The 24867-nt window shown below is 37.6% G+C and carries 28 protein-coding genes and 1 riboswitch; of the genes, 14 read left to right on the top strand and 14 right to left on the bottom strand.

The window, feature by feature from the left end:
• Nucleotides 1-50: 50 nt before the first annotated feature.
• Nucleotides 51-1043 (bottom strand): phenylalanine--tRNA ligase subunit alpha, encoded by a 993-nt coding sequence (pheS, locus tag ACIR131C_RS0102385; RefSeq protein ID WP_028084998.1) that lies wholly within the window; start codon nt 1041-1043, stop codon nt 51-53.
• Between the two features lie 135 nt (nt 1044-1178).
• Between pheS and surE the strand changes: the two genes are divergently transcribed.
• Entirely contained in the window at nt 1179-1973 is a 795-nt protein-coding gene (surE, locus tag ACIR131C_RS0102380; protein WP_028088917.1) for a 5'/3'-nucleotidase SurE, read from the top strand.
• Nucleotides 1974-2130: 157 nt separating this feature from the next.
• Here the strand turns inward: surE and ACIR131C_RS0102375 are convergent, their stop codons facing one another.
• Together ACIR131C_RS0102375 and ACIR131C_RS0102370 are read right to left on the bottom strand one after the other, a co-directional pair.
• Nucleotides 2131-2706 (bottom strand): Uma2 family endonuclease, encoded by a 576-nt coding sequence (locus ACIR131C_RS0102375; RefSeq protein ID WP_028084996.1) that lies wholly within the window; start codon nt 2704-2706, stop codon nt 2131-2133.
• A 100-nt stretch (nt 2707-2806) separates the two neighbouring features.
• Entirely contained in the window at nt 2807-4228 is a 1422-nt protein-coding gene (locus ACIR131C_RS0102370) for an NADP-dependent isocitrate dehydrogenase (protein WP_028088916.1), read from the bottom strand.
• A gap of 277 nt (nt 4229-4505) precedes the next feature.
• Between ACIR131C_RS0102370 and ACIR131C_RS0102365 the strand changes: the two genes are divergently transcribed.
• Nucleotides 4506-5222, top strand: coding sequence for a GUN4 domain-containing protein (locus ACIR131C_RS0102365; RefSeq protein WP_028088915.1), 717 nt, complete (start codon nt 4506-4508; stop codon nt 5220-5222).
• A gap of 177 nt (nt 5223-5399) precedes the next feature.
• Nucleotides 5400-5555, top strand: a complete 156-nt coding sequence (locus ACIR131C_RS25900) for a hypothetical protein (protein WP_196811710.1) — start codon at nt 5400-5402, stop codon at nt 5553-5555.
• 19 nt (nt 5556-5574) lie between these two features.
• On the opposite strand, the gene ACIR131C_RS23820 is transcribed toward ACIR131C_RS25900, so the two are convergent.
• Entirely contained in the window at nt 5575-6177 is a 603-nt protein-coding gene (locus tag ACIR131C_RS23820; protein WP_028088914.1) for a PIN domain-containing protein, read from the bottom strand.
• Complete coding sequence (locus ACIR131C_RS21695) at nt 6174-6617, bottom strand: hypothetical protein (RefSeq protein ID WP_028088913.1); 444 nt, start codon at nt 6615-6617, stop codon at nt 6174-6176. Before ACIR131C_RS21695 ends, ACIR131C_RS23820 begins: the two co-directional genes overlap by 4 nt.
• 295 nt (nt 6618-6912) lie before the next feature.
• Nucleotides 6913-7108: riboswitch (cyclic di-AMP (ydaO/yuaA leader) on the top strand.
• A 127-nt stretch (nt 7109-7235) separates the two neighbouring features.
• On the opposite strand from ACIR131C_RS21695, the gene ntrB reads away from it, so the two are divergent.
• The 3 genes from ntrB (at nt 7236) to ACIR131C_RS0102335 (ending at nt 10456) form a co-directional block, all read left to right on the top strand.
• Nucleotides 7236-8081, top strand: a complete 846-nt coding sequence (gene ntrB, locus ACIR131C_RS0102345; protein WP_028088912.1) for a nitrate ABC transporter permease — start codon at nt 7236-7238, stop codon at nt 8079-8081.
• A 67-nt stretch (nt 8082-8148) separates the two neighbouring features.
• The gene (locus ACIR131C_RS0102340; protein WP_028088911.1) at nt 8149-9591 is read left to right on the top strand and encodes an ABC transporter substrate-binding protein; all 1443 of its coding nucleotides are present in this window, start codon (nt 8149-8151) and stop codon (nt 9589-9591) included.
• 31 nt (nt 9592-9622) lie between these two features.
• The gene (locus ACIR131C_RS0102335) at nt 9623-10456 is read left to right on the top strand and encodes an ABC transporter ATP-binding protein (protein WP_028084987.1); all 834 of its coding nucleotides are present in this window, start codon (nt 9623-9625) and stop codon (nt 10454-10456) included.
• 116 nt (nt 10457-10572) lie between these two features.
• Here the strand turns inward: ACIR131C_RS0102335 and ACIR131C_RS0102330 are convergent, their stop codons facing one another.
• The gene (locus ACIR131C_RS0102330) at nt 10573-11403 is read right to left on the bottom strand and encodes a hypothetical protein (protein ID WP_028088910.1); all 831 of its coding nucleotides are present in this window, start codon (nt 11401-11403) and stop codon (nt 10573-10575) included.
• Nucleotides 11404-11541: 138 nt separating this feature from the next.
• Here ACIR131C_RS0102330 and ACIR131C_RS0102325 point away from each other — a divergent pair, with 138 nt between their 5' ends.
• From ACIR131C_RS0102325 to ACIR131C_RS0102315, 3 genes are all read left to right on the top strand, one after another.
• Nucleotides 11542-12189 carry a class I SAM-dependent methyltransferase gene (locus tag ACIR131C_RS0102325; protein ID WP_028084985.1) on the top strand — a complete coding sequence of 216 codons (648 nt, stop codon included), beginning with the start codon at nt 11542-11544 and terminating at the stop codon, nt 12187-12189.
• Between the two features lie 137 nt (nt 12190-12326).
• On the top strand, nt 12327-12836 hold the full coding sequence (locus tag ACIR131C_RS0102320) for a hypothetical protein (protein ID WP_028088909.1): 510 nt from the start codon (nt 12327-12329) through the stop codon (nt 12834-12836).
• 134 nt (nt 12837-12970) lie between these two features.
• Nucleotides 12971-13858: a hypothetical protein gene (locus tag ACIR131C_RS0102315; RefSeq protein ID WP_028088908.1), complete on the top strand. Its 888-nt coding sequence runs from the start codon at nt 12971-12973 to the stop codon at nt 13856-13858.
• Between the two features lie 85 nt (nt 13859-13943).
• Here ACIR131C_RS0102315 and rpsU read toward each other — a convergent pair whose 3' ends face one another.
• The 3 genes from rpsU to ACIR131C_RS0102300 form a co-directional block, all read right to left on the bottom strand.
• Nucleotides 13944-14141, bottom strand: a complete 198-nt coding sequence (gene rpsU, locus ACIR131C_RS0102310; protein ID WP_015078697.1) for a 30S ribosomal protein S21 — start codon at nt 14139-14141, stop codon at nt 13944-13946.
• Between the two features lie 249 nt (nt 14142-14390).
• The gene (locus tag ACIR131C_RS0102305; protein ID WP_028088907.1) at nt 14391-14729 is read right to left on the bottom strand and encodes an RNA recognition motif domain-containing protein; all 339 of its coding nucleotides are present in this window, start codon (nt 14727-14729) and stop codon (nt 14391-14393) included.
• Between the two features lie 189 nt (nt 14730-14918).
• Complete coding sequence (locus ACIR131C_RS0102300; protein WP_028088906.1) at nt 14919-15773, bottom strand: 3'(2'),5'-bisphosphate nucleotidase CysQ family protein; 855 nt, start codon at nt 15771-15773, stop codon at nt 14919-14921.
• A gap of 379 nt (nt 15774-16152) precedes the next feature.
• Between ACIR131C_RS0102300 and ACIR131C_RS0102295 the strand changes: the two genes are divergently transcribed.
• Nucleotides 16153-16464, top strand: a complete 312-nt coding sequence (locus tag ACIR131C_RS0102295; protein WP_196811709.1) for a type II toxin-antitoxin system RelE/ParE family toxin — start codon at nt 16153-16155, stop codon at nt 16462-16464.
• 26 nt (nt 16465-16490) lie between these two features.
• Nucleotides 16491-16802 (top strand): HigA family addiction module antitoxin, encoded by a 312-nt coding sequence (locus ACIR131C_RS0102290; RefSeq protein ID WP_028088904.1) that lies wholly within the window; start codon nt 16491-16493, stop codon nt 16800-16802.
• 252 nt (nt 16803-17054) lie between these two features.
• Here the strand turns inward: ACIR131C_RS0102290 and ACIR131C_RS0102280 are convergent, their stop codons facing one another.
• Nucleotides 17055-17939 carry a sugar kinase gene (locus tag ACIR131C_RS0102280; protein ID WP_028088902.1) on the bottom strand — a complete coding sequence of 295 codons (885 nt, stop codon included), beginning with the start codon at nt 17937-17939 and terminating at the stop codon, nt 17055-17057.
• 50 nt (nt 17940-17989) lie between these two features.
• Here ACIR131C_RS0102280 and ACIR131C_RS0102275 point away from each other — a divergent pair, with 50 nt between their 5' ends.
• Both ACIR131C_RS0102275 and rsmI read left to right on the top strand, forming a co-directional pair.
• Nucleotides 17990-18433 carry a DUF29 domain-containing protein gene (locus tag ACIR131C_RS0102275; RefSeq protein ID WP_028088901.1) on the top strand — a complete coding sequence of 148 codons (444 nt, stop codon included), beginning with the start codon at nt 17990-17992 and terminating at the stop codon, nt 18431-18433.
• 163 nt (nt 18434-18596) lie between these two features.
• A complete protein-coding gene (rsmI, locus tag ACIR131C_RS0102270) occupies nt 18597-19448 on the top strand; it encodes a 16S rRNA (cytidine(1402)-2'-O)-methyltransferase (protein ID WP_028088900.1) in 852 nt (283 codons plus the stop codon).
• Between the two features lie 21 nt (nt 19449-19469).
• Here rsmI and ACIR131C_RS0102265 read toward each other — a convergent pair whose 3' ends face one another.
• Nucleotides 19470-20084 carry a TIGR02466 family protein gene (locus ACIR131C_RS0102265; RefSeq protein ID WP_028088899.1) on the bottom strand — a complete coding sequence of 205 codons (615 nt, stop codon included), beginning with the start codon at nt 20082-20084 and terminating at the stop codon, nt 19470-19472.
• A 362-nt stretch (nt 20085-20446) separates the two neighbouring features.
• Nucleotides 20447-22474: an NAD(P)/FAD-dependent oxidoreductase gene (locus ACIR131C_RS0102260; protein ID WP_028088898.1), complete on the bottom strand. Its 2028-nt coding sequence runs from the start codon at nt 22472-22474 to the stop codon at nt 20447-20449.
• Between the two features lie 161 nt (nt 22475-22635).
• Here ACIR131C_RS0102260 and ACIR131C_RS0102255 point away from each other — a divergent pair, with 161 nt between their 5' ends.
• Nucleotides 22636-22869 carry a hypothetical protein gene (locus ACIR131C_RS0102255; protein ID WP_028084975.1) on the top strand — a complete coding sequence of 78 codons (234 nt, stop codon included), beginning with the start codon at nt 22636-22638 and terminating at the stop codon, nt 22867-22869.
• An 87-nt stretch (nt 22870-22956) separates the two neighbouring features.
• Here ACIR131C_RS0102255 and ACIR131C_RS0102250 read toward each other — a convergent pair whose 3' ends face one another.
• Together ACIR131C_RS0102250 and ACIR131C_RS21690 are read right to left on the bottom strand one after the other, a co-directional pair.
• Nucleotides 22957-24306 (bottom strand): TldD/PmbA family protein, encoded by a 1350-nt coding sequence (locus ACIR131C_RS0102250; protein ID WP_028088897.1) that lies wholly within the window; start codon nt 24304-24306, stop codon nt 22957-22959.
• A 3-nt stretch (nt 24307-24309) separates the two neighbouring features.
• Nucleotides 24310-24867: Uma2 family endonuclease (locus ACIR131C_RS21690; RefSeq protein ID WP_035371372.1), on the bottom strand; the 558-nt coding region annotated here is incomplete at its 5' end.

The raw sequence follows: 24867 nt of genomic DNA, 5'->3' as shown, positions 1-24867 counted from the left end.
GTTGAGTTTTAATTCATAATTATCAAAGGCGGGATTTTCCCGCCTGAATATTAAAACTGTTGTAAAAAGCGTAAATCGCTATTATACAAACGACGAATATCATCAATTTGATGTAACACCATTGCAAAACGTTCTACACCAAAACCCGCTGCAAATCCACTATAAACTTCAGGATCATAACCTACAGATTTCAAAACATTGGGGTCAACCATACCGCAACCCATAACTTCTAACCAACGTCCTTTCCATTGTAAATCTACTTCGGCTGAAGGTTCAGTAAAAGGGAAATAACTGGCGCGAAAACGAATTGGTAAATCGCCAAATATTGATTGTAAAAATATCTTGACAGTTCCTTTCAGGTCTGTAAAAGTCAGTCCTTCATCTATGGCTAAAAGTTCAATTTGATGGAAAACTGCTGAGTGGGTCGCATCTACATCATCTCTGCGATATACTCGACCTGGGGCAACAACTCGAATGGGTGGTTCTTCCTTTTCCATGTAGCGAATTTGCACCGATGAAGTATGAGTTCGCAGTAAATTACCATCTGGTAAATAAAAGGTATCCTGCATATCACGGGCTGGATGATCTGGGGGGGTGTTAAGAGCTTCAAAATTGTAGTAATCTGTTTCCATTTCTGATCCTTGGGCAACAGTGTAACCCATGCCGACAAAGATATCTAGGGTTTGGTCAATAATGCCATTGAGGGGATGAATCCGACCTTGGGGACGGTAAATACCGGGCATGGTGACATCTATGGTTTCAGCCTCTAGCTGTGCCTGAATTTGCGCCGCTTCTAAAAATGTGCGTTGTTGGTCAAGACTGTTTTGAATAGCTTCTTTAACAATATTAGCGATCGCCCCAATCTTAGGACGTTCTTCTGCACTCATTTGCCCCATACTTCGCAATAACGCCCCCAATTGCCCCTTTTTACCCAAATAGTTAACTCTGAGTTCTTCTAGGCGTTCTAGGGTATTAGCAGAAGCGATCGCTGTTTCTCCTTCCTGGCGTAATGCTAAAAGTTGATCCTCTAAATTGTTAGTCATTAGTTATTAGTCATTGGTGATTAGTCATTAGTCTATAGTAGGGAACAGGGAATAGGGAACAGGGGACAGGGGACAGGGGACAGGTAATATTATTTTCTAATGACAACTGACAACTAACAACTAACAACGGACATAATGAAATTACTAATTAGCAACGATGATGGAATTTCTGCTTTGGGTATTCGTACCTTAGCCAACACCTTAGCAGCAGCGGGTCATGAAGTGACAGTAGTTTGTCCAGATCGAGAAAGATCGGCAACAGGACATGGATTAACCTTACTGCAACCAATCCGCGCCGAAATAGTAGAATCTGTTTTTGATCCTGATATTAAAGCTTGGGCTTGTGATGGTACACCTTCCGATTGTGTCAAATTGGCATTATGGGCTTTATTAGATTCTGCACCGGACTTAGTGCTATCTGGAATTAACCAAGGTGCAAATTTAGGGACAGAAATTCTCTACTCTGGGACTGTTTCGGCAGCAATGGAAGGGGTAATTGAAGGTATTCCTAGTGTTGCGTTTAGTTTAACCAGTCATACTCATAAAGACTTTCAACCAGCGGCTAAATTTGCGGAAGTCTTAGTTGCCAAAATTGCCGCCCAACCACTGCCAGAATCAATGTTACTTAATGTTAATGTTCCTCCTATATCCTGGGAAGAAATTGCTGGTGTTACCTTGACAAGACAATGTGTCAGACGCTACGTGGATGTTTTTAATAAGCGAACTGATCCCAGAGGTAAAACTTACTACTGGTTAACTGGAGAGGTGATAGAAAATCTAGAACCACCCCTAGAGTTAAATTTACCAAAGGACATCCCTCTTGATATTCATGCTATTGAAAAGAATTATATCAGCATTACGCCTTTACAGTATAATCTGACCTATGGCTATGGACTGAATCAGCTATCTACATGGGAATTTAACCCCTAAGTTTACACATATTTGATATTTGTCAGAAACATATTTTCAAAAATTAAATGTGTATTTTCTAGAACCTTTGTAGAGACTTGACCCTAAAATGTCATTTTTACCCATTTCAGGTTTATTTTAGCGCAAAGATTGGCATGGGGATAAAGTATTGGGTATTTTAATAACAATCTAAATTCAAACTAAATCCCGGTAAGATATCTTCTCCTAATAATTTTGTAGGTAGATTTCGCAATTCTACATCTTTTCCTAAACGATAAATTTCTACTTCTTGTTGTTGAGGATTTATTAACCATGCCAGTTTTACTCCTGCATCCATATATTCTTGCATTTTCTGATGCAGAGTTTTTAAATCGTCTGTTGCTGACCTTAATTCAATGACAAAATCTGGTGCAATGGGGGGGAATTTGCGTTTTTGTTCAGGAGTGAGTGTTTCCCAACGTTCTTTTTTAATCCAAGCTGCATCTGGAGAGCGATCGCCACCATTTGGTAATTTAAATATAGTAGAAGAACTAAAAGTGTAACCGAGTCCTGTTTGCCGATTCCAAACACCTAAATCAATAATCAAATCTGCCTCTCGATTACCGCTTTCTCCTCCCACTGGTGGCATAATAATTAATTCTCCCGTAGATGTGCGTTCAAGTTTTAAATCGCCGTTTTTTTGACATAGTTGATAAAACTGTTCATCGCTAAAATTAACTGTGTTTAAATTTAGTTTGAAAGCACTGATTACCATACAAATAACCTAGTTAGTGATTGTAATCCTCATATTTTCTAGTTCCCCGACTTTATCAGGAAGTCGGGGAACTCAACACTTGATTTCAGGATAACAGAAATTAACCGAAATGTTTGATAATTGCGTCGGCAAATTCAGAACATTTTAAAGGTTGTACAGGTGGTTCAATTAACCGCGCTAAGTCATAAGTAACTTGACCATTGGCGATCGCATCACCTAATCCTTTTTTAATCAAATCTGCGGCTTCTTGCCAACCCATATATTCTAACATCATCACACCGGAAAGAATCACAGAACCGGGGTTAATTTTATCTAACCCAGCGTGTTTTGGTGCTGTACCATGAGTGGCTTCAAAAATCGCGCAGGAATCGCCAATATTTGCCCCTGGACCCATGCCTAAACCGCCAACAATAGCAGCAGCAGCATCAGATAAATAATCACCGTTCAGGTTCATTGTAGCCAGAATAGAATACTCATCTGGACGAGTTTGAATTTGTTGAAAGATACTATCAGCAATGCGGTCATTGACCATGATTTTCTCTTGCCATTTGCCATTGCCGTGGCTGTCCCAAATTCTATTGAGAACTGTTTCTACTTCTTTGACAATTTGGGCTTTTTTCTCTGGTGTTAAAGCATCAAAACCAGGATCAATTTGACGGGCGTTTTCTTCTGAGGAAATATTGGGATTTTTCTCTTTATTTCCTAATATCCAAGATTCCCGTTCTGTAACAGTTTCTTGACGAAATTCCGTAGTGGCCAGTTCATAACCCCAGTCACGAAAAGCACCTTCGGTATATTTCATAATATTGCCCTTATGTACCAAGGTGACTTGTTGCTTATCTTTGGGCAATAACAAAGCGTGTTTAATCGCCCGTCTAACCAAACGCTGAGAACCAGTTTTACTGATGGGTTTGATGCCTATACCAGCATCTAAGGGAATTTGCTTTTTACCGTGTTCAGATGTAGCAGGTATTAGCTCTTCGTTAAGGATCTTGATGAGGCGATTCCCTATTTCACTACCTTGTTTCCACTCAATTCCCAAATAAATATCTTCCGTATTTTCCCGATAAACAATTACATCCAACTTTTCAGGAGTTTTGTGGGGAGAAGGAGTACCCGCGTAATAACGACAAGGACGCACACAAGTATACAAGTCAAAGATTTGGCGTAATGCAACATTTAAAGAACGAATCCCTCCACCAACGGGAGTAGTCAAAGGTCCTTTAATTGCTACGCCATATTCTTTAATAGCCGTCAATGTATCCTGGGGTAAATATTGATATGTACCGTATAAATCACAAGCTTCATCACCAGCATAAACCTTAAACCAGCTAATTTTTCTTGTGCCATTATATGCTTTGGCGACTGCGGCATCCAGCACTTTTTCCGTTGCAGGCCAAATATCTATACCCGTACCATCACCGCGAATAAATGGGATAATGGGATTTTCAGGAACAACCGGTTCACCGTTTTTGAAGGTAATTTTTGCGCCGGTGGTGGGAGGAGTAATCTTTTCGTACATAGTTAACACATTCCAAATAGAAGAAGTTCACCAACTTAGAAGTCAGGAGTATTTATGCTGTCACTCCTGGATCATGTAACTCCTTAGCTGATAAAGTATTGTGGACTAGGATTTCACTAAAGCCACCGGAGGTGATTTTTTCAGATACACATTCCGGGGTTTTCCAACTTTCCCCAAGATTTGGAGTAAACTACTTTTCGCTATTTGTGCTTCATTTTGTAGAATAACCGATAGCAATAGATAGTTTATTCACGCTCACGCTAACACGAGTAATGGCATGACAGACCCAATGATTGTATCAGGCACTACAAATGATCTTGACTCCCTCCGCCAAAAGTTAATCGCTGGGTCCGAAAAAGTCCAACAACAAATCATCCCGCAGTTAGCTGACTTGGGTAATGATGGGTTAGAGGTATTGAAGGAATTTTTGCTGAAACGTCGTGACCACCCAGCAACTTGGATTGATGGCCAAGTCTACCAAGTCATTTACAATACTGATGCACCGACAAGTCAGGAATTTCTACAAACTAACTTTCCTGAAGGAATTGTACCTCTAAAATCGGACTGTGGGATCAGTTACAATTCTTTGCAAAAGCTACTTGTAAATCAAGATTTTCAAGCAGCAGACCTCTTGACAATTCAGAAGATGTGTGAAGCAGCAGGTTCTCAAGCAGTAAAAAGAAAATGGCTATACTTCACAGAAGTCGAAAGTTTACCAATTCAAGACCTACGCACCATTAATCAACTTTGGGTAGTTCACTCACAAGGTAAATTCGGCTTTTCCGTACAACGAGAAATTTGGTTAGGTTTAAATAAAAATTGGGTTAACCTCTGGCCGAAAATCGGCTGGAAGAATGGTAATAACTGGACAAGATACCCCCACGGGTTCACCTGGGATTTAACCGCCCCTAGAGGTCATCTACCCCTCTCTAATCAATTGCGTGGGGTGCGGGTGATGTCTTCCTTATTGTGTCATCCGGCTTGGAATAAGTAGGTGTTTTACTATACTGAATATTTTTTTCACGCACAAGACGCAGAGGCGCGAAGATAAGAAGGGTGTATTATTGGTATAATTAATGATGATTAATTCTGAAATATTCTCTCAATATGGGAGATATATTCAATAATTTTTCATCATTTTCTAATTTGGTTAATAAAAATCTTCTTGTTAATGATTGTAACCCGTTTATTATATCCATTGATGACAATGATAAAAGCTGTTAAAGTTCACTATCTAAAGAAATCATTTCTTTTATTTGGTACAGACAAAGATATTATTTCTATTGCTGATAATTTTGATGCTCCATTAGAAGAATTTGAAGATTAATTATGCAATCTAGCATTTTTTATTGTTTATTTAACCATCCTTCTAAATTAGAGATTCTACTAAAATAATTAATTCCCGAATTAGCTAATACTTGTTGAATATTAGTATTACCAAATTCCTTAGTATTCTCACTAAAAAAAACTTTATCCGTTGATAAATTATTTTCAGCATGAGCTAAAATAACCTGTAAAATAAAATCATCTCTTCTTTGATTTTTCCCAGGTAGCAAAGGATTATTTAAAGTAGCTTCTAACATTTTAATGCTTGGTTCAATTAATTCACCATGATTTTTTAAATATTCGATAATATTCAAAAAACGCTTTCTAAAATCCCGTAATACTTTTCCATAATCAATCAAACAAAGTTCTAAATAATTGGCAAAAGATTGAGAATTAGTTAATTCTTTATTTCGTTTAGCTTCATTCATTTCTATTTGAATAGTTTGAGAAAAAGATTGACTACGTTTTTCTTCTCTTTCTATCGCTACCAGAGTTTCCATTAAACAAATACTAGGAATAACAAACTTTAAATTTTCTGAGGAGTCATAGACAAAATTTTCTAATTCCTTATTTCTCCCTTTCGCAATTGCCATAATTGAATTAGTTTCTAAATAAATAATCATAATAATTCTAACTCCTCTGTTGTACCATCAAACAAAAGAGTAAATAAGCCAATTTCCTTCATTTCCTTAATGTAAGGGGGGGTTTCACTTTTCCAATGATAAGCTAAATCTCTTAACCATGATTGAGTTAGAGTAATTAAAGTAGATTGATAGATGATGCCTTCAATACTGCCTGGATCATAATGTTCTAAAACCTTTTTCGTGTCCAATCTTGCTACTTCTGTAAAAGTCGGACTCTTAAAGATTCTCATGACATTAGAATTAACAAACATTAAAAAAGGAATATGCTGGTATTGTTCCATTTTTAAGATATTAAGATCCGGGGAAGAATACATAGCGGAAAATCTCACATCTATCATTAAAATAGATTTATCATCCTTATCTTTAGCAGTAATTGCTGGTTGAAAATCAATTACAGTTGGAGGTTGTATTTTTAGCATGGTATTTTACCTCTTAATTAGAGTTTATATTTTTTTATTATAAATCAAATTCTTATGATCTTATTTGAATTTTGATTACATCGAATTATAACAAAAAACATCTCATTATATATTATATATCGTTTACCGATCTAATGAAGTACACACCTACAGCACTTCCCAATGTTATGAGGTACAAGAACCCCACCCCCAAACCCTCCCCGCAAGCGATAAATTCAGTGGTTAAGTAACTAATATTTATGATTAATACTGATGTTATCACTAGATATCAATGTTATAGTCATAATATTAATTTCAAGTAAGTCAGCCTAGTCCAGTACATGACAACAGTAGCACTGGAACGGAGGAACCAGATTGTGGGGCGTATTTTTGTCTTGATGAGTTGATTAATTTGCGCTTTCTAGTTCAAAATCATTCTAAAATCAAGTAAAAAGGGGTATCTCTCAACCCTAGCCCGTCAGCTAACTTCGTAGGCATTGAGAAAAGACTGAAGAGACAGAATCATAATCATTAATTATAATTAATTATAATGTTGTTCTGATCTCATCAGTGTCCAAGGTTGGTACTATCTAATTTAATTTCCTTGTACCCACGCTTAACTCTGCTGAGGTAAAATAAATGATATTGCAACTAAATTTAGCAGCCATTATAGCAGTTGCTAGTCAAACTGTGTGGAGAAAAGCCAAAACGATAATTTTTCAAGACACTTTTTTATTCCCGGCTTTAGGCTGTTTAGGAATTATTTTATTATGGTGGGTGGTAGCATTAGCTAATCATGAATTAATGCCTACACCACCAGAAGCTTTAATTGCTAATTGGGACTATATTTTACATCCATTTTATGAAAGAGGTCCGGGTGATTTAGGAGTTGGTTGGTTATTATTAGCCAGTTTACGCCGGGTAATATTGGGATTTGGTTTGGGTGCATTAGTCGCAATTCCTTTAGGTTTTTTAATCGGAATGTCTAGACCGGCAATGCTGGCTTTTAATCCCATTATTCAGATTTTTAAACCAGTATCTCCATTGGCTTGGTTGCCCATTTCTTTATCTCTTTTTAATTTAGCAGATCCTTCCGCTATTTTCGTGATTTTCATTACGTCGCTATGGCCAACAATTATTAATACTGCTTTGGGAGTTTCTAGCGTCCCCAAAGATTATTTAGATGTAGCGCAAGTCCTAGAAATGCCCCGCTGGCGACAAATTACTAAAATCATTTTACCTGCTAGTTTACCTTATATTTTTACTGGTTTGCGAATTAGTTTAGGCATTGCTTGGCTAGTAATTGTAGCTGTAGAAATGCTCACCGGAGGTATAGGAATTGGCTTTTTTGTTTGGGACGAATGGAGTCGTTTAAATCTGAGTTCTGTGTTTTTAGCAGTGTTTATAATTGGTTTAACTGGGTTGATTTTAGATTATGCTGTGGGGAAAATTCAAGAGTTAGTTACTCACCGTCCAGGAGGTTAATGATTTTTGATCACGCAGAGGCGCAGAGAGATTTAAGAGAATTTTTCAATTATTAATGATTAATATGATGAGTGAAAGTCATTTAAATCGTCGAGAGTTTATTAAAGGAATGGGTGCGACAACTGCGGGAATTATATTATCTTCCTGTGCTGTTTCTGGAGATAGGTCTGCTAACGGACTAACAGAGGAAGCTTTAGCGGTGACACCAGTAGTTAGACCCCAAGATTTAGAGAAACCTAATATTACGGTTGGTTATGTCCCTGTTAATGATTGTGCGCCATTTGCGATCGCTTGGAAAAAAGGATTTTTCCGTAAATATGGTTTAAATGTCACACTCAACCGGGAAGCTAGTTGGGCTACCTCCCGCGACGGCTTGATTTTTGGTCGTCTCGACGCTTCTCCTGTCGTCTCCGGTGCTGTCACTAATGCTAGAATTGGCGCAGAGGGTGCCCGTCATGCTCCCCTATGTGCTGCAATGACTATCCACCGACATGGTAACGCTATGACCATGAATAAGGAAATGTGGGACTATGGTATCCGTCCCTGGTACGAATATCAACAAAAATACGCTGAGGGGGCTTTAGAAGCCTTTGGAAGAGACTTTCGCGGTTATTTTGACAAACAACCCCCAGAAAAGAAAATCTGGGCTGTAGTCCTCAGTTCTGCCATTTATGAATATTTTGCTCGCTATCTTTCCGCTGCTGCGGGTGTTGATCCTCTTAAAGAATTTCGGGTGATCATTGTTCCTCCACCACAAATGGTGACAAATATGAGAATTGGCGCAATGCAAGCCTATATGGTGGCTGAACCTTGGAATACTAGAGCAATTACTGGTAATGAAGGTATTGGTTTTACTTTTGCCCAAGGTAAGGAAATATGGCACGGACACCCAGACAGACTATTAGGGGTAATGGAATCTTTTATTATTAATTACCCTAAAACTTACCGTTCTTTAGTAAAAGCCATGATAGAAGCTTGTCAATATTGTAGCCAACCTGAAAATCGTCAACAAATAGCTGAATTACTCACAGAACGTGCTTTTACTGGTGCAAAACCCAAAAAATCAGGTGTTCCTATTACTAAGTTTACCGGACCGGGAATTATTGGCAATTACAACTATGGTGGTTTTGATGGTCAAGACCGCACTATCAAAGCAGATGATACCACAATCTTTTATGATCTTCCTAACACTATTCCCCGTGAAATAGGAGAACATTCAACATTTTTATGGCGTTCTCGCAGTCTTTGGTTAATGACTCAAGCAGCCCGTTGGGGACAAATTCAAGAAATTCCTAAAAACGCTGAACAAATAGCCGCAAAAGGTTGGAGAACAGATTTATATCGGGAAATAGCCACAGAAATGGGTATTCAATGTCCCACAAATGATTACAAGGTTGAACCCCCAGAGGCATTTATAGATAAAAAGGGATTTGATCCTAGTGATCCTGTAGGATATCTTCATAGTTTTGATATCCGCGCTCATGCTCCGGCTCGATTTTTTATGTCTTAAAAAAAGTTAATTAGATCAAGGGTGATTAATCATGGCATATCCAATTTTAACAGATAATAATACCACAGAAAGACAACGAAACGGATTTTTAGAAATTGAGAACTTGGTTAAATCTTATCCCACCCCAGATAAAGGCAAATTTGTCGTCTTAAATAATATTAATTTAACTATTGGTGAAGATGAATATATTTCTGTAATTGGTCATTCTGGCTGCGGTAAATCGACATTATTAAAAATAATTGGCGGTTTTGAAAAAGCTACTTCTGGTTCTGTGCGTTTAGAAGGAAAAGAGATTCGTAAACCAGGAGCAGAGAGAATGATGGTATTTCAAAATTACTCATTATTACCCTGGTTAACTGTCCGCGAAAATATCCGTTTAGCTGTAGATGAAGTATTAAAAAATGCCAATCGCGCCGAAAAAATTAGCATTGTCAATGAACACTTAGCTATGGTAAACTTAACAGCAGCGGCTGACAAATATCCTGATGAAATTTCTGGAGGTATGAAACAAAGGGTAGGTATTGCTAGAGCTTTAGCAATTCGTCCCAAAATGTTATTAATGGATGAACCTTTTGGTGCTTTAGATGCTTTAACTCGTGGTAAATTACAACGTCAAGTATTAGATATTTGGGAACATCATCGTCAAGCAGTTATGATGATTACCCATGATGTGGACGAAGCAATTTATATGTCAGATAGGATCATTTTAATGACTAATGGACCATCTGCAAACATTGGAGAAATTTTAACAGTTCCTTTTGCACATCCTAGAGATAGAATGGCCATGCGGAACTCAACGGAATATTTTGAACTCCGCAACCACGCTCTTAATTTTCTTGACCAAAATTTTACCCCAGAAGAGTAATAATTGGCGTTGCTGATTTCAGGAGAAAAACACAATTCATACCGCTATTATGCAACAACTAATAATCAATTAACATTGAATAATTCAGTAAAAATAAACTGGGGTGTTTTTTTTGATTATCTATCAAGTATAGCTTTCAAACCTGTAACTTTCAAAACCTCAGTTTTACCTTTTCTGACTGTCAAAGTAGAATCAGCATTACCATTTTCAGTAATGGGTTGTTCTAAAATGTAAGTGTAATTTCCACCTTTCCAAACTGTACGACATACACCGTCTCGACAAACAACTTTACCTCCTGTTAAACTCACACATTTACCATTAGCATTACATCCTTGATAACTTACATTTCCTGTACCATTCACCCCATTCCAAGAGTTGCTATTACTAATAGCAATTTTCCATTTCCCATTACTCAAGGTGTATGAATCTTTTTGGGAAACTTTATTCACAACTTCCATTTTAGTAATGATTGATTGTTTACGAGTTTTTCCACAGGGTTCTGCACTCTGACAATCATTAACTGATTCTACTTTGTAAGTAACGCGGACTTTTTTATTCAAAAACTTCTTCTCGTCACAAATTTCAAAACTCGCGCCAACATTGTGTTGTATTCCTTTATTATCTACTAAGGTGACATAACACATTAAATCACCATTGACTATTTCTTTTACTCTTCCCTCCTTTGGTTGTTGATTTGCACCTTTTTTAGTATTCTTATTTTTGTCTAGGTTTTTACCTACAGGTTCTTTCTTCTGTTCTGTTTCTGATTGTAGAGAATATGCTTGTTTATTCTGTCGTTGAGTTGCTACTAATAGAGTAATTTTCGTTTGATTTTGTGTTACAGTGGCAGCAGCCTCTTCTTTAAATGTATCCTTTAGTCCACTAGCGCAAGCTATCAAAGATACACAGCTAAGAATTACAGCAATTGGGGAAATTGATTTTTTCATTGTGAAATTGCACTATTTGAGAATATTTATGTATTTTAACATACTCCTAATTATGCTTTGCTTTGATATTGATCTAAAATTTTTATATGTCAATTAAGACACTAGTCAAAATTATCCAATCTATCAAATAAGAAATTTATGCTACTGCAACCAAATCAACGAATTAAATTAGATGACTCAGATGATCAGTTATTCTATAGTTACCCCCGCTTTGTCACTCATGTAGATGAGGGTTTTATTCAGCAATTAACGGATTTATATCGTCAGCGAATCCCAGCTAATACGCGGATTCTTGATATGATGAGTAGTTGGGTATCCCATTTACCCACAGATAGAGATTTTGCTCATGTAGAAGGCCATGGACTCAATGCTGAGGAATTAGCCCGAAATCCTCAATTAAATCATTATTTTGTCCAGAATCTCAACATAAATCCTCAGTTACCTTGCTTGGATCAAGAGTTCGATGCTGTTATTAACTGTGTTTCTGTGCAGTATCTTCAATACCCAGAGGCTGTATGTTCCGAAATACACCGGATTCTTAAACCTGGTGGGATAGCAATTATTAGTTTTTCTAACCGGATGTTTTTTCAAAAAGCTATTCAAGTTTGGCGAGACGGTTCGGAAGCTTTTAGGGTAGAATTGGTCAAGGGTTACTTTAGGTCAGTACCAGGATTCTCAACCCCAGAAGTAATTTGCTCAAAGTCAACAACGCCAAATTTTTTACAGTGGTTGGGAGTACCCGGAGGAGATCCTTTTTATGCGGTGATAGCTCATCGTTTAATCTAGTGTATCATTCAAAAGTATCAAAATTGTTGTGATTCCCAATACATTCAATAATTATTTAAAAGTTAATTTTCTGGTTTATGGGTGACAATAAAGTTGATAATTACCTCGTAAGCTTAACTATCAAGGAGAAGCCAAAAATGGTAACAAATCCTGGACGGAGAATTTTAGCTGCTCTATTACTATCATTTGTCTTGCTGACTACGGCTTGTTCACCAAAACCACCTAGTCGTTTTGATCAGGTACAACAGGAAAGTACCCGACAAAAAAGCGGACAGGCTGTAGTTAAAAATGCGACTCAGGGTAGCAAATTAAATCAATTCTTCCCTAGTAGTGGTGATGGTTATGATCGAGTTTATACCCAGGAGAAAAAAGGCTTTTCGGAGGCCAACCTGAAAAAAGATGGTAAAGTGGTTGCTCAATTGGCAATTTCTGATACTAGCAGTATACCAGGAGCAGCAGCGAAATTTGCTAATAGCACTGAGAAAATAGGCGGTTATCCCTCCGTACAATTGGGAAAAACTCAAACTTCGGTTTTGGTGAATAAGTACCAAGTCAAGGTTATTTCTAAAGATCCATTATTCACAGCTAATGATCGCGCAATATGGATAGAGAAGTTTAATCTTGATGGTTTAGCTAATTTGAAATAGGTAGCTAACTAATATTCCCGGTTATCTAGTTTAGCTTAGTGATTAGTAATTGGTAATTAAGAAAATTTTTGGCTATTTCCCAACTAGCAATTGACGTGAATACAAAACCATGAATACAAAATAAGGAGATTTTTGTGAGTAAACCAATTTTCCAATTAGTTGATGAACTTCCTACCAATAATTTGACAGTTTCTCTATTAAATGCTTTGGATTTCGTTGCTCCTGGTGAATGGCACAATACGGTTGGTTTTGTAAATACCATTAAAACTGTTACCGGTGAAACAGACGAGGCTTTAATTCAACAAATTGGCGAAAGAGCGATTTATCTATTTAACGACAAGTCCCAAGGATATCAAACCGCGCTCTGGCTGTATCAAACTGTTGACGGTACAGATAAGGCTTTAGGTGCAGTTGCTTTAGCTAATAAAGTTGGGGAAAAAATTCCTCTTTTCGGTTTTTTAAATTCTATTACTCCAAAACCAGACCAAGCCCAAACTATTGATCTCACTTTGAAAATAGTTGCTGAATTAGTGGCTTTTTGTCAAATTAATGGCATTCCTGGAGATAGTATTGGTGATTTTGTTGGTTCTTTGGGTGAGTATGCTGGAGAGTCCCTAATTCGTATGGTGGCATTAGTTTGTGTTGATGGTTTAATACCCCTTGGACCTGATTTTATTAACAAAGCCCTCTCTTGGATTAGTCAAACGAGTCCCCAAGATATCAACCAAAACCAGACTTTCCAAAGCATCAAAAATACTATTCCTGGTGGTAGCGATGCTGGTAAACTCGACTTTATCGGTAACAGTCTTCAATCAGTTAGCGGTTGGATGAGTGGGCTGGTAACAAGCCATAATTTAACCCCACAAAAAGTAATTGGTAATTTGCAATCTTTCATGGAAATGTCTGATGACAAACTAGACTATGTAGCAGCATTTCTAGATGTGGCTACAAATTACTATGAACACACAGGAACACAAACTTTAGCCCGCCGTTTAATTGAGCGAGCAGTAGCGGAAATCTAGTAGTTAATTGCACAAAAAAAATAACTTAGCGGGATCATCCTCAATCCTAGCAAGGGTTTGGGATGATCTCAATGGGACTAAAAATTTACCGTTTGAAGCGAGAACGTTGTTGACGACGTTGCTTGTGTCTAGCTATAGCTTTACGCTTTTCTTTTTCTAAAGGTGTTTCAAAGTGACGCTTTTTCCGCATATCTTGGAAAATTCCTGCCTTGGAAACTTCCCGTTTAAATCTTCGCAATGCTGACTCAATACCTTCATTTTCACCTAAAACTACTTGTGTCATTCCCATTCCTCCTAATTCTAAATTAAATACTTGACAGCCAGAATTGACATACTCCACATTGATCAAAAAAAATGTGGGTTTCTCAGTGACTCTTTTTTGAAGATGTTAACTGAGCTTTAGGACCATGTGTTCCACAGTTCTTTAATTAATCAAACTAAAATAAAACATTCCAGCAGCATTGAGCCTGGGGCTGTATCTGCTGGATACTCTAGATGTTAATTTTTTTTTAAACAGATTTACTAGCGACGATTACCGCTGACGATTACCGCTACCGCTACGATCACGATCTCCGCCCCCACCGCGATTACTCCAACTTCCGCCGCCACTGTTACGAGGGCCTCTGTCTTCCTTGGGTTTAGCTTTGTTGACCTTTAAATCACGACCCATCCATTCAGCACCATCAAGTTCTTCAATGGCTGCCGCTTCTTCCGCTTCTTTTTCCATCTCCACAAAGGCGAAACCCCGTGGACGACCAGTTTCCCGGTCTGTAGGTACTTGGACACGGCTAACTTTTCCGTAATCCGCAAAAGCCCGTTTCAGGTCTTCCTCTGTTACCTGATAGGACAAATTACCAACGTAAATCGTCATAGAATAGAGTCTCCCAAATCAGAGAGTGTAGAGAGTTAGATTCGGAGAGACGTATTTAAAAAATCTTAAACCGACTTACTCAACCGAAAATAATCCTTATTTCCTCAAGTATAGCACTACATGAGAATATTAACCCAGAATGGGCAAAATTTCCCAAGAAAATTTCTAGCATTGTTAATCAACACTGCCTTAGGTTGAAGTAAACCGTGCGAGAATGTTTTGTGCTTCTTGACACAGTACCTCGTGATTTTGATAATTACTCGCTAGTAACTCTCCCCATTGATGAATGTCGCCGGTATTATATTTTAATGGCGTGCAGTCAAAATGGGTAAACTTGCCACCTGCTTCCGTGAGAATGAGTTCGGGGGCTGCCATATCCCAGTCTTTAGGTGCGGACTTACCGGAAAGGGAAATGTAAACATCTGCTTGCTGTTCAACTATTGCGGCAATTTTGCAACCGACGCTACCAATTGCCTTTTGATGTTGACAGGGCAGATGCTGTAACAGATATTCTAACCTATTGTTGCGATGGGAACGACTAACAACTAAAATTAGATCTTGAATATTTTTGGTTGCGTCCAGCCGCACGGGTAGAGAACCGCTGGCAGTTTCGATAAAAGTCCCACCGCCTCTAATGGCATAATACAACTTTTGTGTTTCTGGAACTGCTACCACAGCTAACATTGTCTGTGTTCCTTGGACTAGGGCAATATGAATTGCATATTCTCCAGTTTTGTTAATAAAGTCCTTTGTCCCATCTAAAGGGTCAATAATCCATACCCACTCAGAGGGATTTTTTCCCTGTTGTGATTTATAAGTTTCTTCGCTGATATAACCAAAGTCCTCATGACCTAAAGCGGCTTGTAATTGTGACAAGATATATTCACTTACAGCCAGGTCTGCAACTGTAACGGGTTCATTGTCCTTATACTTGACATCTAAATTGGCTTTTTCGCCAGTACCATGATAATAAGAACTAAGTAAACTGGCAGCACCCCAGCCCACTTGTCGGGTAATTGTTAATATTTCTGATAGGTCTTTCATTTGGGGATAAATTTGAGTGTGATTACACAATTAAACAGCAAAAATACACAAATAGGGTTTTTAATTCAGCGTGCTACTCATTCGCACACACAGCTTCTCTGATTTCCAAACTTAAACAAATCAAAGCCTGACTCCTGCTTTTTAACCGCACCTTGACATTTATCAGTCCTTAGCGTACAATTGTACTATAAATCCCCTAAAAAAACAGATAAAAGCTGCTAAAAGCAGTATCACACCTGCATTACAGGAACTTTAGATAAAATTCTTCAAACTCTTAAAACACCAGTTACCAGGAGATTTACAATAAAATAACAGCCATTCACCCCAAAGCTGAATTTGTCCATAGTATAATGCTTAATTCAGTGCATTTTACTAGGGGGTGAGTAACTCTGTGCGTTTTTATTTCCAGACAAAAAAACTTGAAGCACTTTACACAGAAGAAAAAAATGCTCACAAATACCCAGGAGTGGTTGACGACTTCTTTGAAGTCATGGCAATTATTGACGCTGCTGTAGACGAACGAGACTTGTATGCCCAAAAAGGATTGAGATTTGAAAAACTACAAGGAAAACGTGGCAAGGAGGGACAACGTTCTCTGCGTTTAAATGCCCAGTGGCGTTTAATTGTCACCTTGGCTGAAGATGAACAAGGAAACTACCTGACAATTATTGATATCGAAGACTACCACTAACACCACGCAGCAGGGGAAACAGAAATATGAACCAAAAACTAGCACCAGCAAGAGTACCAACCCCAGGCAGAATTTTAAGTCGAGAACTAGAAGCGCGGGGGTGGACACAGAAAGACCTAGCGGAAATCATGGGTTGGCCAGTGCAAACCATCAACGAAATTATTCGCGGTAACAAGCAAATTACTCCAGAAACAGCCCTAGAACTTTCCCAAGCCTTTGGGACATCACCAGAATTTTGGACAAACTTAGAAGCCAAATATCGCTTGCATTTAGCAAGTAAACAAAAAACAGAGCCAGATATAGCGGTTTCTGCTCTTATGAGGTACAAAGTTGAATGATGAAACTCTTGTAGTGCGGGCATACTATGGCTAACGCCACGCTACGCGAACTGCTCAGTACAAGTCTTGCCCGCTAGATATGTACCTCATAACACCGGGAAGTGCTGTATAGCCCGTAAAAGCCGTTTATATACCCTTGCTCCCATCCCAGAACTGATTAAAAATAATTGGATTCCTAAAACCAATTCTTTAGATGAATTAGAGCAGCAAGTTTGTAATTTTTTAGGCATATTTTCTTTAACAGAATTGCTTCTATCTTAACTTGTGACCAATAGCATTTAGCCAATTCCTTGTACCAAAATATTGACAAGCTTTAGCAGCAGTATTAGCAGCTAGTTCTAATGCTTGGACAAAACTATTTTCTAGGATGTAGTGACAGAAAGCACCATGAAAAATATCTCCTGCCCCTAGTGTATCTACTGGCTGAATTTTTGGTACATTGACTGAATCACGGACACTATTAGTTAGGTATTGTATGGGGTTTTCTCCTTGAGTAATGGCAATATGAGGAATGTTAAATTTTCGTAAATAGTTAAAAACATCTTGTTGATTTTGACAGTGAGGAGGATAAAAATTAGCAGAACAAATAGCATAGTCTACAAAAGGTAATATTTCTGCAAATCCTGGTTTCCAACTACCACCATCAATGACAATGGGAATATTCTGAATTTTAGCATTTTGGGCGATAATTTTACTAATGTCCATTTGATGCCCGTCAATTAGAACAATATCAATATTTTCTAAATTTTCTAAAATGCTGGCTGGGATAGAGTTAATATTTGCCTGAGTTTTCATGGCATTAATAGAAATTACCGCTCTTTCACCTGTACCTTGGGTGACAATAATAGAAGATACGGGTGGTGGTGTGTCCTTGTGAGATTCTAAGTCAATAATGGCAACTTGGCAATTTTCTAAATCCCTAGAAATTAGCTGTGTGATCTGGTGAGAACCCAATACACCTAATACTGTAGCTTGGTTGCCTAAATGACTGAAAGTGACAGCGGCGTTTGTTGCAGGTCCTCCGGCTGCTACAGTATAATCAGTAGCGACTAACTTTTGATTATTTTGGGGAGGAGAGTCTGCGAGATAAATGAAATCTAAGGTAATTAAACCGACAAATAAGCCTAAATTGGTCATTGGTTAATTTCTGAACTATTATAAATTATAAGTAGATTATAGGAGAATTTATGAATTTAACTGGCCATGATCATGATTTTTATGCTTGGACTCAAGAACAAGCACAACTATTAAGAAAGGGACAATTTAATCAAATTGATTTTCGTAATATTGCTGAAGAAATTGCAGATATGGGACGTTGGGAAAAACGAGAATTAGAAAGTAGATTAGAATTACTACTTATGCACTTACTGAAATGGCAGTTTCAATCTAACTTGCGTTCTCGCAGTTGGCAATTAACTATTAAGGAACAACGTTTACGTTTAGAAAAACTTTTGGCAGAAAATCCTAGTCTTAAATCTTTTTTAGCTGATTGTTTAGAAAAAATCTACCAACTGGCTATTATTAGCGCAGAACGAGAAACCGGACTGTCTTCATTTCCTGAAAGTTGTCCTTATAGTTTAACAGAAATTTTTACATCTGAATTTTTACCTGACGATATCATGTATAGTTAAAGATGTATTATACCATTTACCACTCTAGCAAATTACAGCCTGATCTGCGTTTACCTGCTTTTATCTGCGGTTAATTCTCTATTAAGGTTTTATCATTTGGTAAGGTAAATAAAATTAATCAACCTAGAAATTTTTTAATCTCTTGAATTAGTGTGAAATTGATATGCAAACTGAACCAAAACCAGGAACACTTTATATTGTGGCTACACCCATTGGCAACTTAGAAGATATGACTTTTAGGGCGGTGCGAATTTTGCAAGCAGTAGATATGATTGCAGCAGAAGATACAAGACATACAGGAAAATTATTGCAACATTTTCAAGTGAGAACTCCCCAAATCAGTTATTATGAACATAATAGTAATAGTCGCATTCCTGAATTATTAGAGTATTTGCAATATGGAAAAGCGATCGCATTAGTAAGTGATGCGGGAATGCCAGGAATTTCTGACCCCGGATATGAGTTAATTAAGGCTTGTATTGATAATAATATCACTGTTGTCCCTATTCCTGGTGCAAGTGCTGTAATTACGGCTTTAAGTGCGGCTGGATTACCAACTGATAGATTTATTTTTGATGGGTTTTTGCCGGCTAAAAGTCAAAAAAGAAAGGAATATTTAACATCTTTACAAGGGGAATCTCGAACTTTAGTTTTTTATGAATCACCCCACAGATTACGAGAGACTTTAGCAGATTTGGCAGAGATTTTAGGCAGCGATCGCTATGCAGTTATAGCACGAGAACTGACTAAATTATATGAAGAATTTTGGCGAGGGACTATTGGAGAAGGAATTGCTAATTATCAAGAAAAAGAACCCCAAGGGGAATATACTCTTTTAATAGCAGGAACTCCATCTAATCAACCTCAACCCACAGAAACCGAATTAAAAAATGAGTTATTATCAATGATCAAACAAGGTATTTCTCGTTCTCAAGCTAGTCGAGAGATAGCCAAGAATACAGGTTTACCTCGTCGCTATCTCTATCAACTAGCTTTGACAATTGATCAGCACTGAATTATGGTAAAGTTAAGAAGATCAAGGGTTTGATTTTTTGATAGGTACGATGCCAATATTAAAACTAATACAAACTCGATCTTCTTTGCTCATATTCATTTCTACACCATGTAAAAGCCAACTGGGAAAGATTAACATTGTCCCCGCATAGGCTTTGTAAGTTATTCTCGGTAGAGTCCATAGGTTAAACTCTAGAGATGGTGGTATGATCATCTGTGATCCTGGTCGAGGATCGCAAAAAAATATGCCACCACAATTTTCAGGAGTTTTCAAATAATAAACTCCGCTTAAAATAGAATTGGGGTGATTATGTACAGAATTAGCAGCAAATTTACGATTAATAATTGCCCAACAAGTTGTGATTTTCGGGCTAAATTTTTCTAAATCCCATTGTAGAAATGTGGCAACTTCTAAAACATTTTTATTGATAATTTGTGTGAAGTTGTGAAAGGATTCTCGTTGGTGTAAATCATCTACACTATGCCATCCTAGCATATTTGACCATTGCTCACCTTTACTATCTTGCTGTTGTTCTGTATAGATAGTTTGCAATAAGATGGGATTTAATTGTTGATGATTTTCTACTGGAAAGTGCCAAATAGATGTGGGAAACCAATCATTTCTAGAACCAGACATAATTTTGATTTTTGACTTATTTTTAACTTATTTTTTTACTTAGGTCTTGCTGATAGCGTAGCGTGGCGTTAGCCATATAAACCTAAAACCATTTATTAACAAACGGTTTCGCGGATTTTTACCACAAAAAAGTGCAAGATATTGGCTAATCGTGTCTCAAAATGAATTGCATTTTTCTTTGTCGGATTTGGAAAATTGAGGATATCCAGACAGTTAAAACTGTTCCCTGTTCCCTGTTCCCTGTTCCCTCACAGACAACTTATTCAGCAAGCCCTACTTATATAGAAGATAAGTATCATGGAACTAAGGATTTTAGGAGCGTGAAGACTCCAAAATCCTCAATTATTTGATAATAGCTAAAACTAGCGCAATGCTGGTGGTAATCGTGGTCTACCTGTGGAAATTGCATAGTTAATGACTAACAGTTGCAACCATAATCCAGGAAAACGAGTTTCTAACCAAGACTGACTCCATTTTAAAAACTGTGGTAACCATGCTCCCAAAATAACACTAATTAAAGCATGACGGGCAAAGTTGAAATAATTGCCAAGCCAACGCAATAAATCCTGCCAACCTGCTAGTTGCCAAATCCACAATAGCAATGGTGGATTTTTACTCGCTGCTTTCAATGCTAGACGGTTAAAGGTAAACCAATCACAGCGATCTTTAATGAAATTATCTGTCACTTCTGGGGTTTCATCTACTAATAATCCAAAGAAAGTATTCAACATGGAATTTATCAGTTGGGGAGGGATAAATTTCCCAGTGGGAACCATCATTCCCTTAGAAAATAACCACATTACAGCAACATTACTTTGATAAGCACGAATTTTATTTAAGTAATCAGAACTCAATAAATCATGCTTGAGAGCGGTATTTAATAGGGTGGTCAATCGTTCTAAATTACGGACCAAAGAACCAAAACCAGTAAATACTAGAGGAGATTGAAGAGAAGCAGCATCACCAATAGCAATTAATCTATCTACAGCAATTTTGCGATCGCTACCACTTATACTAAAATGTCCTGGTATATAGCCAAAGGTTGGTTTTTTCCAAACCAATTTATCTAAATCACAACGCCGATATTCTGGCAAAATTGTGAAAAAGTCCTCATACATTTCCAACAAAGAACCGGGATTTTTGGCATTTACTTCATGATAGTGAAATAGATAAATTGTTAGTTCTTCCCCAACTCCAGGAAACAACTCCCAAATTAATTGTCTTCCCCTAGAAATGTCCCCATGACTATAAAGAACATCCCCATAGTCAGAATCCCACACTCCAGGTTCAAAGCCTTTTTCAATTACTGCTCCCACGGTAGGACACACACTATCAAAGGCTCTACCACCATTTAATTGCCAAGCAATGGGTGAAGCAGTTCCCATGGCATCTATCAATAAACGTCCAGTGACTTGCTTTTGATTGCCGGTGGGCAAATGCTTGACATTAATACTCACTTGTGTAACACTGATATCAACTCGCAAAAACTCGGTTTCGTCGGAAATATCGCCACCGGCAGCTTTAAGTTTTTCTCCACATAATGCCAATAACTTTTCTGAATCTAAAGCTATATTTAGAACGGTGGGCGTGTGGAGGACAGGTGCTTTTAACTTAGAGGGGTTATTAGCATCAAAAAACTTATTAAACCCGTCTTTATACTCTCTAGAAATAATTGTTTCTAGTTCAGCATTTGTTAACAAACCCAAATTGATTAAACTTTGGATTTCATCACGGGAAATATTCCATTCTCGGTTCATTCTCCCAAAGGGTAATCGTTCCACCAACAGCACCTTATAGCCCAATTTAGCCATGACTGCTGCATGAATTGACCCCAAAGCCCCCCCAATGTAAATGATGTCATATTCAGGACTAGTTTTCTCTTTTTCCTGGCTGTTTCCTTGATAAAATACGACTTGACGGGGCTTTTGAGGATTTTTCACCCCTTCTCTCCACTGTTGCTCCCACCAGTAAACCCGCTGGAGGTGATATTCCCCATTAGTCATTTTTTGGAAATATTTGACAGTTAGGGGATAATATGGTTCTAGCTGTGAAAAAATTGACTTTTGGGCATCAATCACAGGTGGTTCTGGATAGCAGTTGGGAAAGCGGTTTCTAATTTCCTGGGTGAGATGTTTGAGAATGAGTCTCTCACGGGGAAAGGGTTGTTCTCCCCAACGGAATACTTTCAAATAAGTCGTCCGCTGTACCGACCAAACAAATACAGACAGTTCTACGTCTCTAGAAGCGGTATTTTGAATCGCTATTTTTACACGAAAGCCGTTTGGGGTGATGTATTTTTCCCCATGTTCTAGAATAAAATCTCTTTGTAGCCACTGAAGTACGGATATTGTATCAGGGGTAGGAATTTCTAAATAAAGAAGTTCTTGCATTTTGTCCTCGTATTCCTCGTAAATCTACTCACCTAGACAGAGTTAAAAAAGGCAGAAACTAGGTTAAACTCTGCCCTAATTAGTTTCATAAAGATTCCATGAAGAATTTTAATGATTAATCAAGTTTATTGTTCATATTGTAAATTTTGTAAACATAAGCCATGAATTATCCTATCCCAGACAGTCCCCAAGAAATTTCTGCACTGAGAAAACAGCCAGTTGATGAAGAATTAGTAGCTGCGGTAATCGCTGGTGTAGTTAAAGTTGTTCGTTCTCAGGGTCAGTCTTTAGACCAATTAACCGCTCAGGTGTTGGAAGATGACCCGATGTTAGATCAACAACAAAGACGCTGGTTAAGTAAGTTGGTTGCCCAAGCATGGGAGAATTTTCCCTAAGAGGATCAATACAATTAAACTGGCGGTTAGAAACCGCATCTACACATACAAAACCCACCTGAGTGGGTTTAGAACCCTTATCATAAACTATAAGGTATATGTGAAATTTTCCACTAACATACCAGGAACTAAACTACCTCCTAATTGCCGATTTTCGTAAGTTCCGACTTCGGGAATAAATTCTTGGAAGTTGGTGAAATCAACTAAATTTTCTGCTCCCCAAAAACGATAGAGACTTTCATCAAAGCGGAGATTAGCAATGGGGGCAATTATTTCGCCATTTTCTACCCAAAAGCAAGCATAACGAGTCATACCTGTAATTCTGCCAGATGGGCGATCGCTCCAATTCAAATAATGTAAATTAGAAACATATAATCCTGTATCTAAACTGGGTAAAATCTGCTCAAAACTCAAATTACCGGGGCTGATTTCTGGAGAACGTAAAGTTTCTGAAATATTCGCCCCATTAGCTGGTTTATTGTATTCCTTTGCTGTGCGAGAATTAACTAAACTATTAATTAAAATACCTTTTTCAATTAAAGTTAATTCTGGTGCAGCCATTTCTCCCAAATTATTAAAGCGAGGAACTAAACCACTTTGAAAATTTTCTTTTAAAGTGAATTTTGGGGAAAGTTGTTTTTCTTGACGGGATAAAGCAGCTAAAGCACTATTACCTTGTTGAATATCAGCTTCACTGATAGCACCCCAGGAAAGCATACCTAATAAATCGGCCACCGCAGCGGGAGCAAAATAGGTTTTGTATTGTCCTTTTGGTAATTCTTTAACTGGACGAGATAGGATTTCTAATTGCTGTTTCCCATCATTTATTTTAGCCAAATAAGCAGATTGATTCCATTCACTACTAGCAAAAGTTCCCTTTACAGCTTGTCTTGATGCCATAAATAAGGAATAATTTAAATTAAATGAATCAGTTGTAAACCAGTGTTTTTGTCGAGTAGAATCACCATAACCTCTGATGACAATTCCTCCCGCATACATACCAGTAAAATCTAAATTATTCACAGTTTCCAAAATCCTGGGAACTAATATTTCTGGAGTTAATAATTTACCAACATTAACCTCTCGACTGGTATTATTTCCTGATGGTAAGACCAAATAAGGATCAATTGGTAATAATGGTAATTCATCACGTAATTCTTGTAAAGCTGTATCAGCTAATTCCCAATCTATTTCCCAATTATTTGTCCAGGGAAACTGACGAAAACTACTACGTTGATTAGCCATTAATGTCAATTGAATCGAACCATCATCAACATGGCCTGTCTGTCTAACTTTAGCAGAATTAAACCGGGTAAATTGACTGCTTTCGCTGCTAAGTCTGATGGTAAAATGTTCATGCTCTGCTTTTTTAAGCAGTAGAGTTTCCAGAAGTTGATTAAAGGTTTTTTCTAAAGTTGATAATTCTTCAAGTTTCATGGTTTAAATTGTATCTGGATCAATATTTAATTCTCGCAATTTTGCTGCTAAACGTTCGGCTCTTCTAGCTTCCCATTCTGCTCTTTGGGATTCTTTTTCGGCTCTTTGGGCTTGTATTGCTGTTTTTCTAGTTTCTTCTTGGGCGGTTTCTTCTGGTGTAGGGACTAACTCTCCTGCTGGGGTAAAATACCTTAACAGACCTTGGTTAATTCCTAAGTATAAACCTAACTGCTCACTCCATAAATGTCCTTTTTCATTGGGTTCTAAAGGTTGATATTTTCCATTTGTTAAATAAAAACCTGCAAATTCTAATGTATAAGGGTCAAACCAAAAATAATCTGGTGTGCGGAAAGTATTTTGATAAATTTCTTTTTTATATTCTTTATCAGTATTGGCCGTACTGGGTGAAAGAATTTCTAAAATGAAATTAGGATATTTACCGTCTTCTTCCCAAACTACCCAACTTTTACGGGTTTTGCGTTCAGTTCCCAAGACAACAAAAAAATCTGGACCGCGGAAAAATTGTGATTTTTTTTGGTGAGGACTATAGTAAATAGTCAA

It is taken from the genome of Dolichospermum circinale AWQC131C, assembly GCF_000426905.1.
Taxonomy (GTDB): Bacteria; Cyanobacteriota; Cyanobacteriia; order Cyanobacteriales; family Nostocaceae; genus Dolichospermum; species Dolichospermum circinale.
This window is presented reverse-complemented; position numbering and strand designations above follow the sequence as displayed.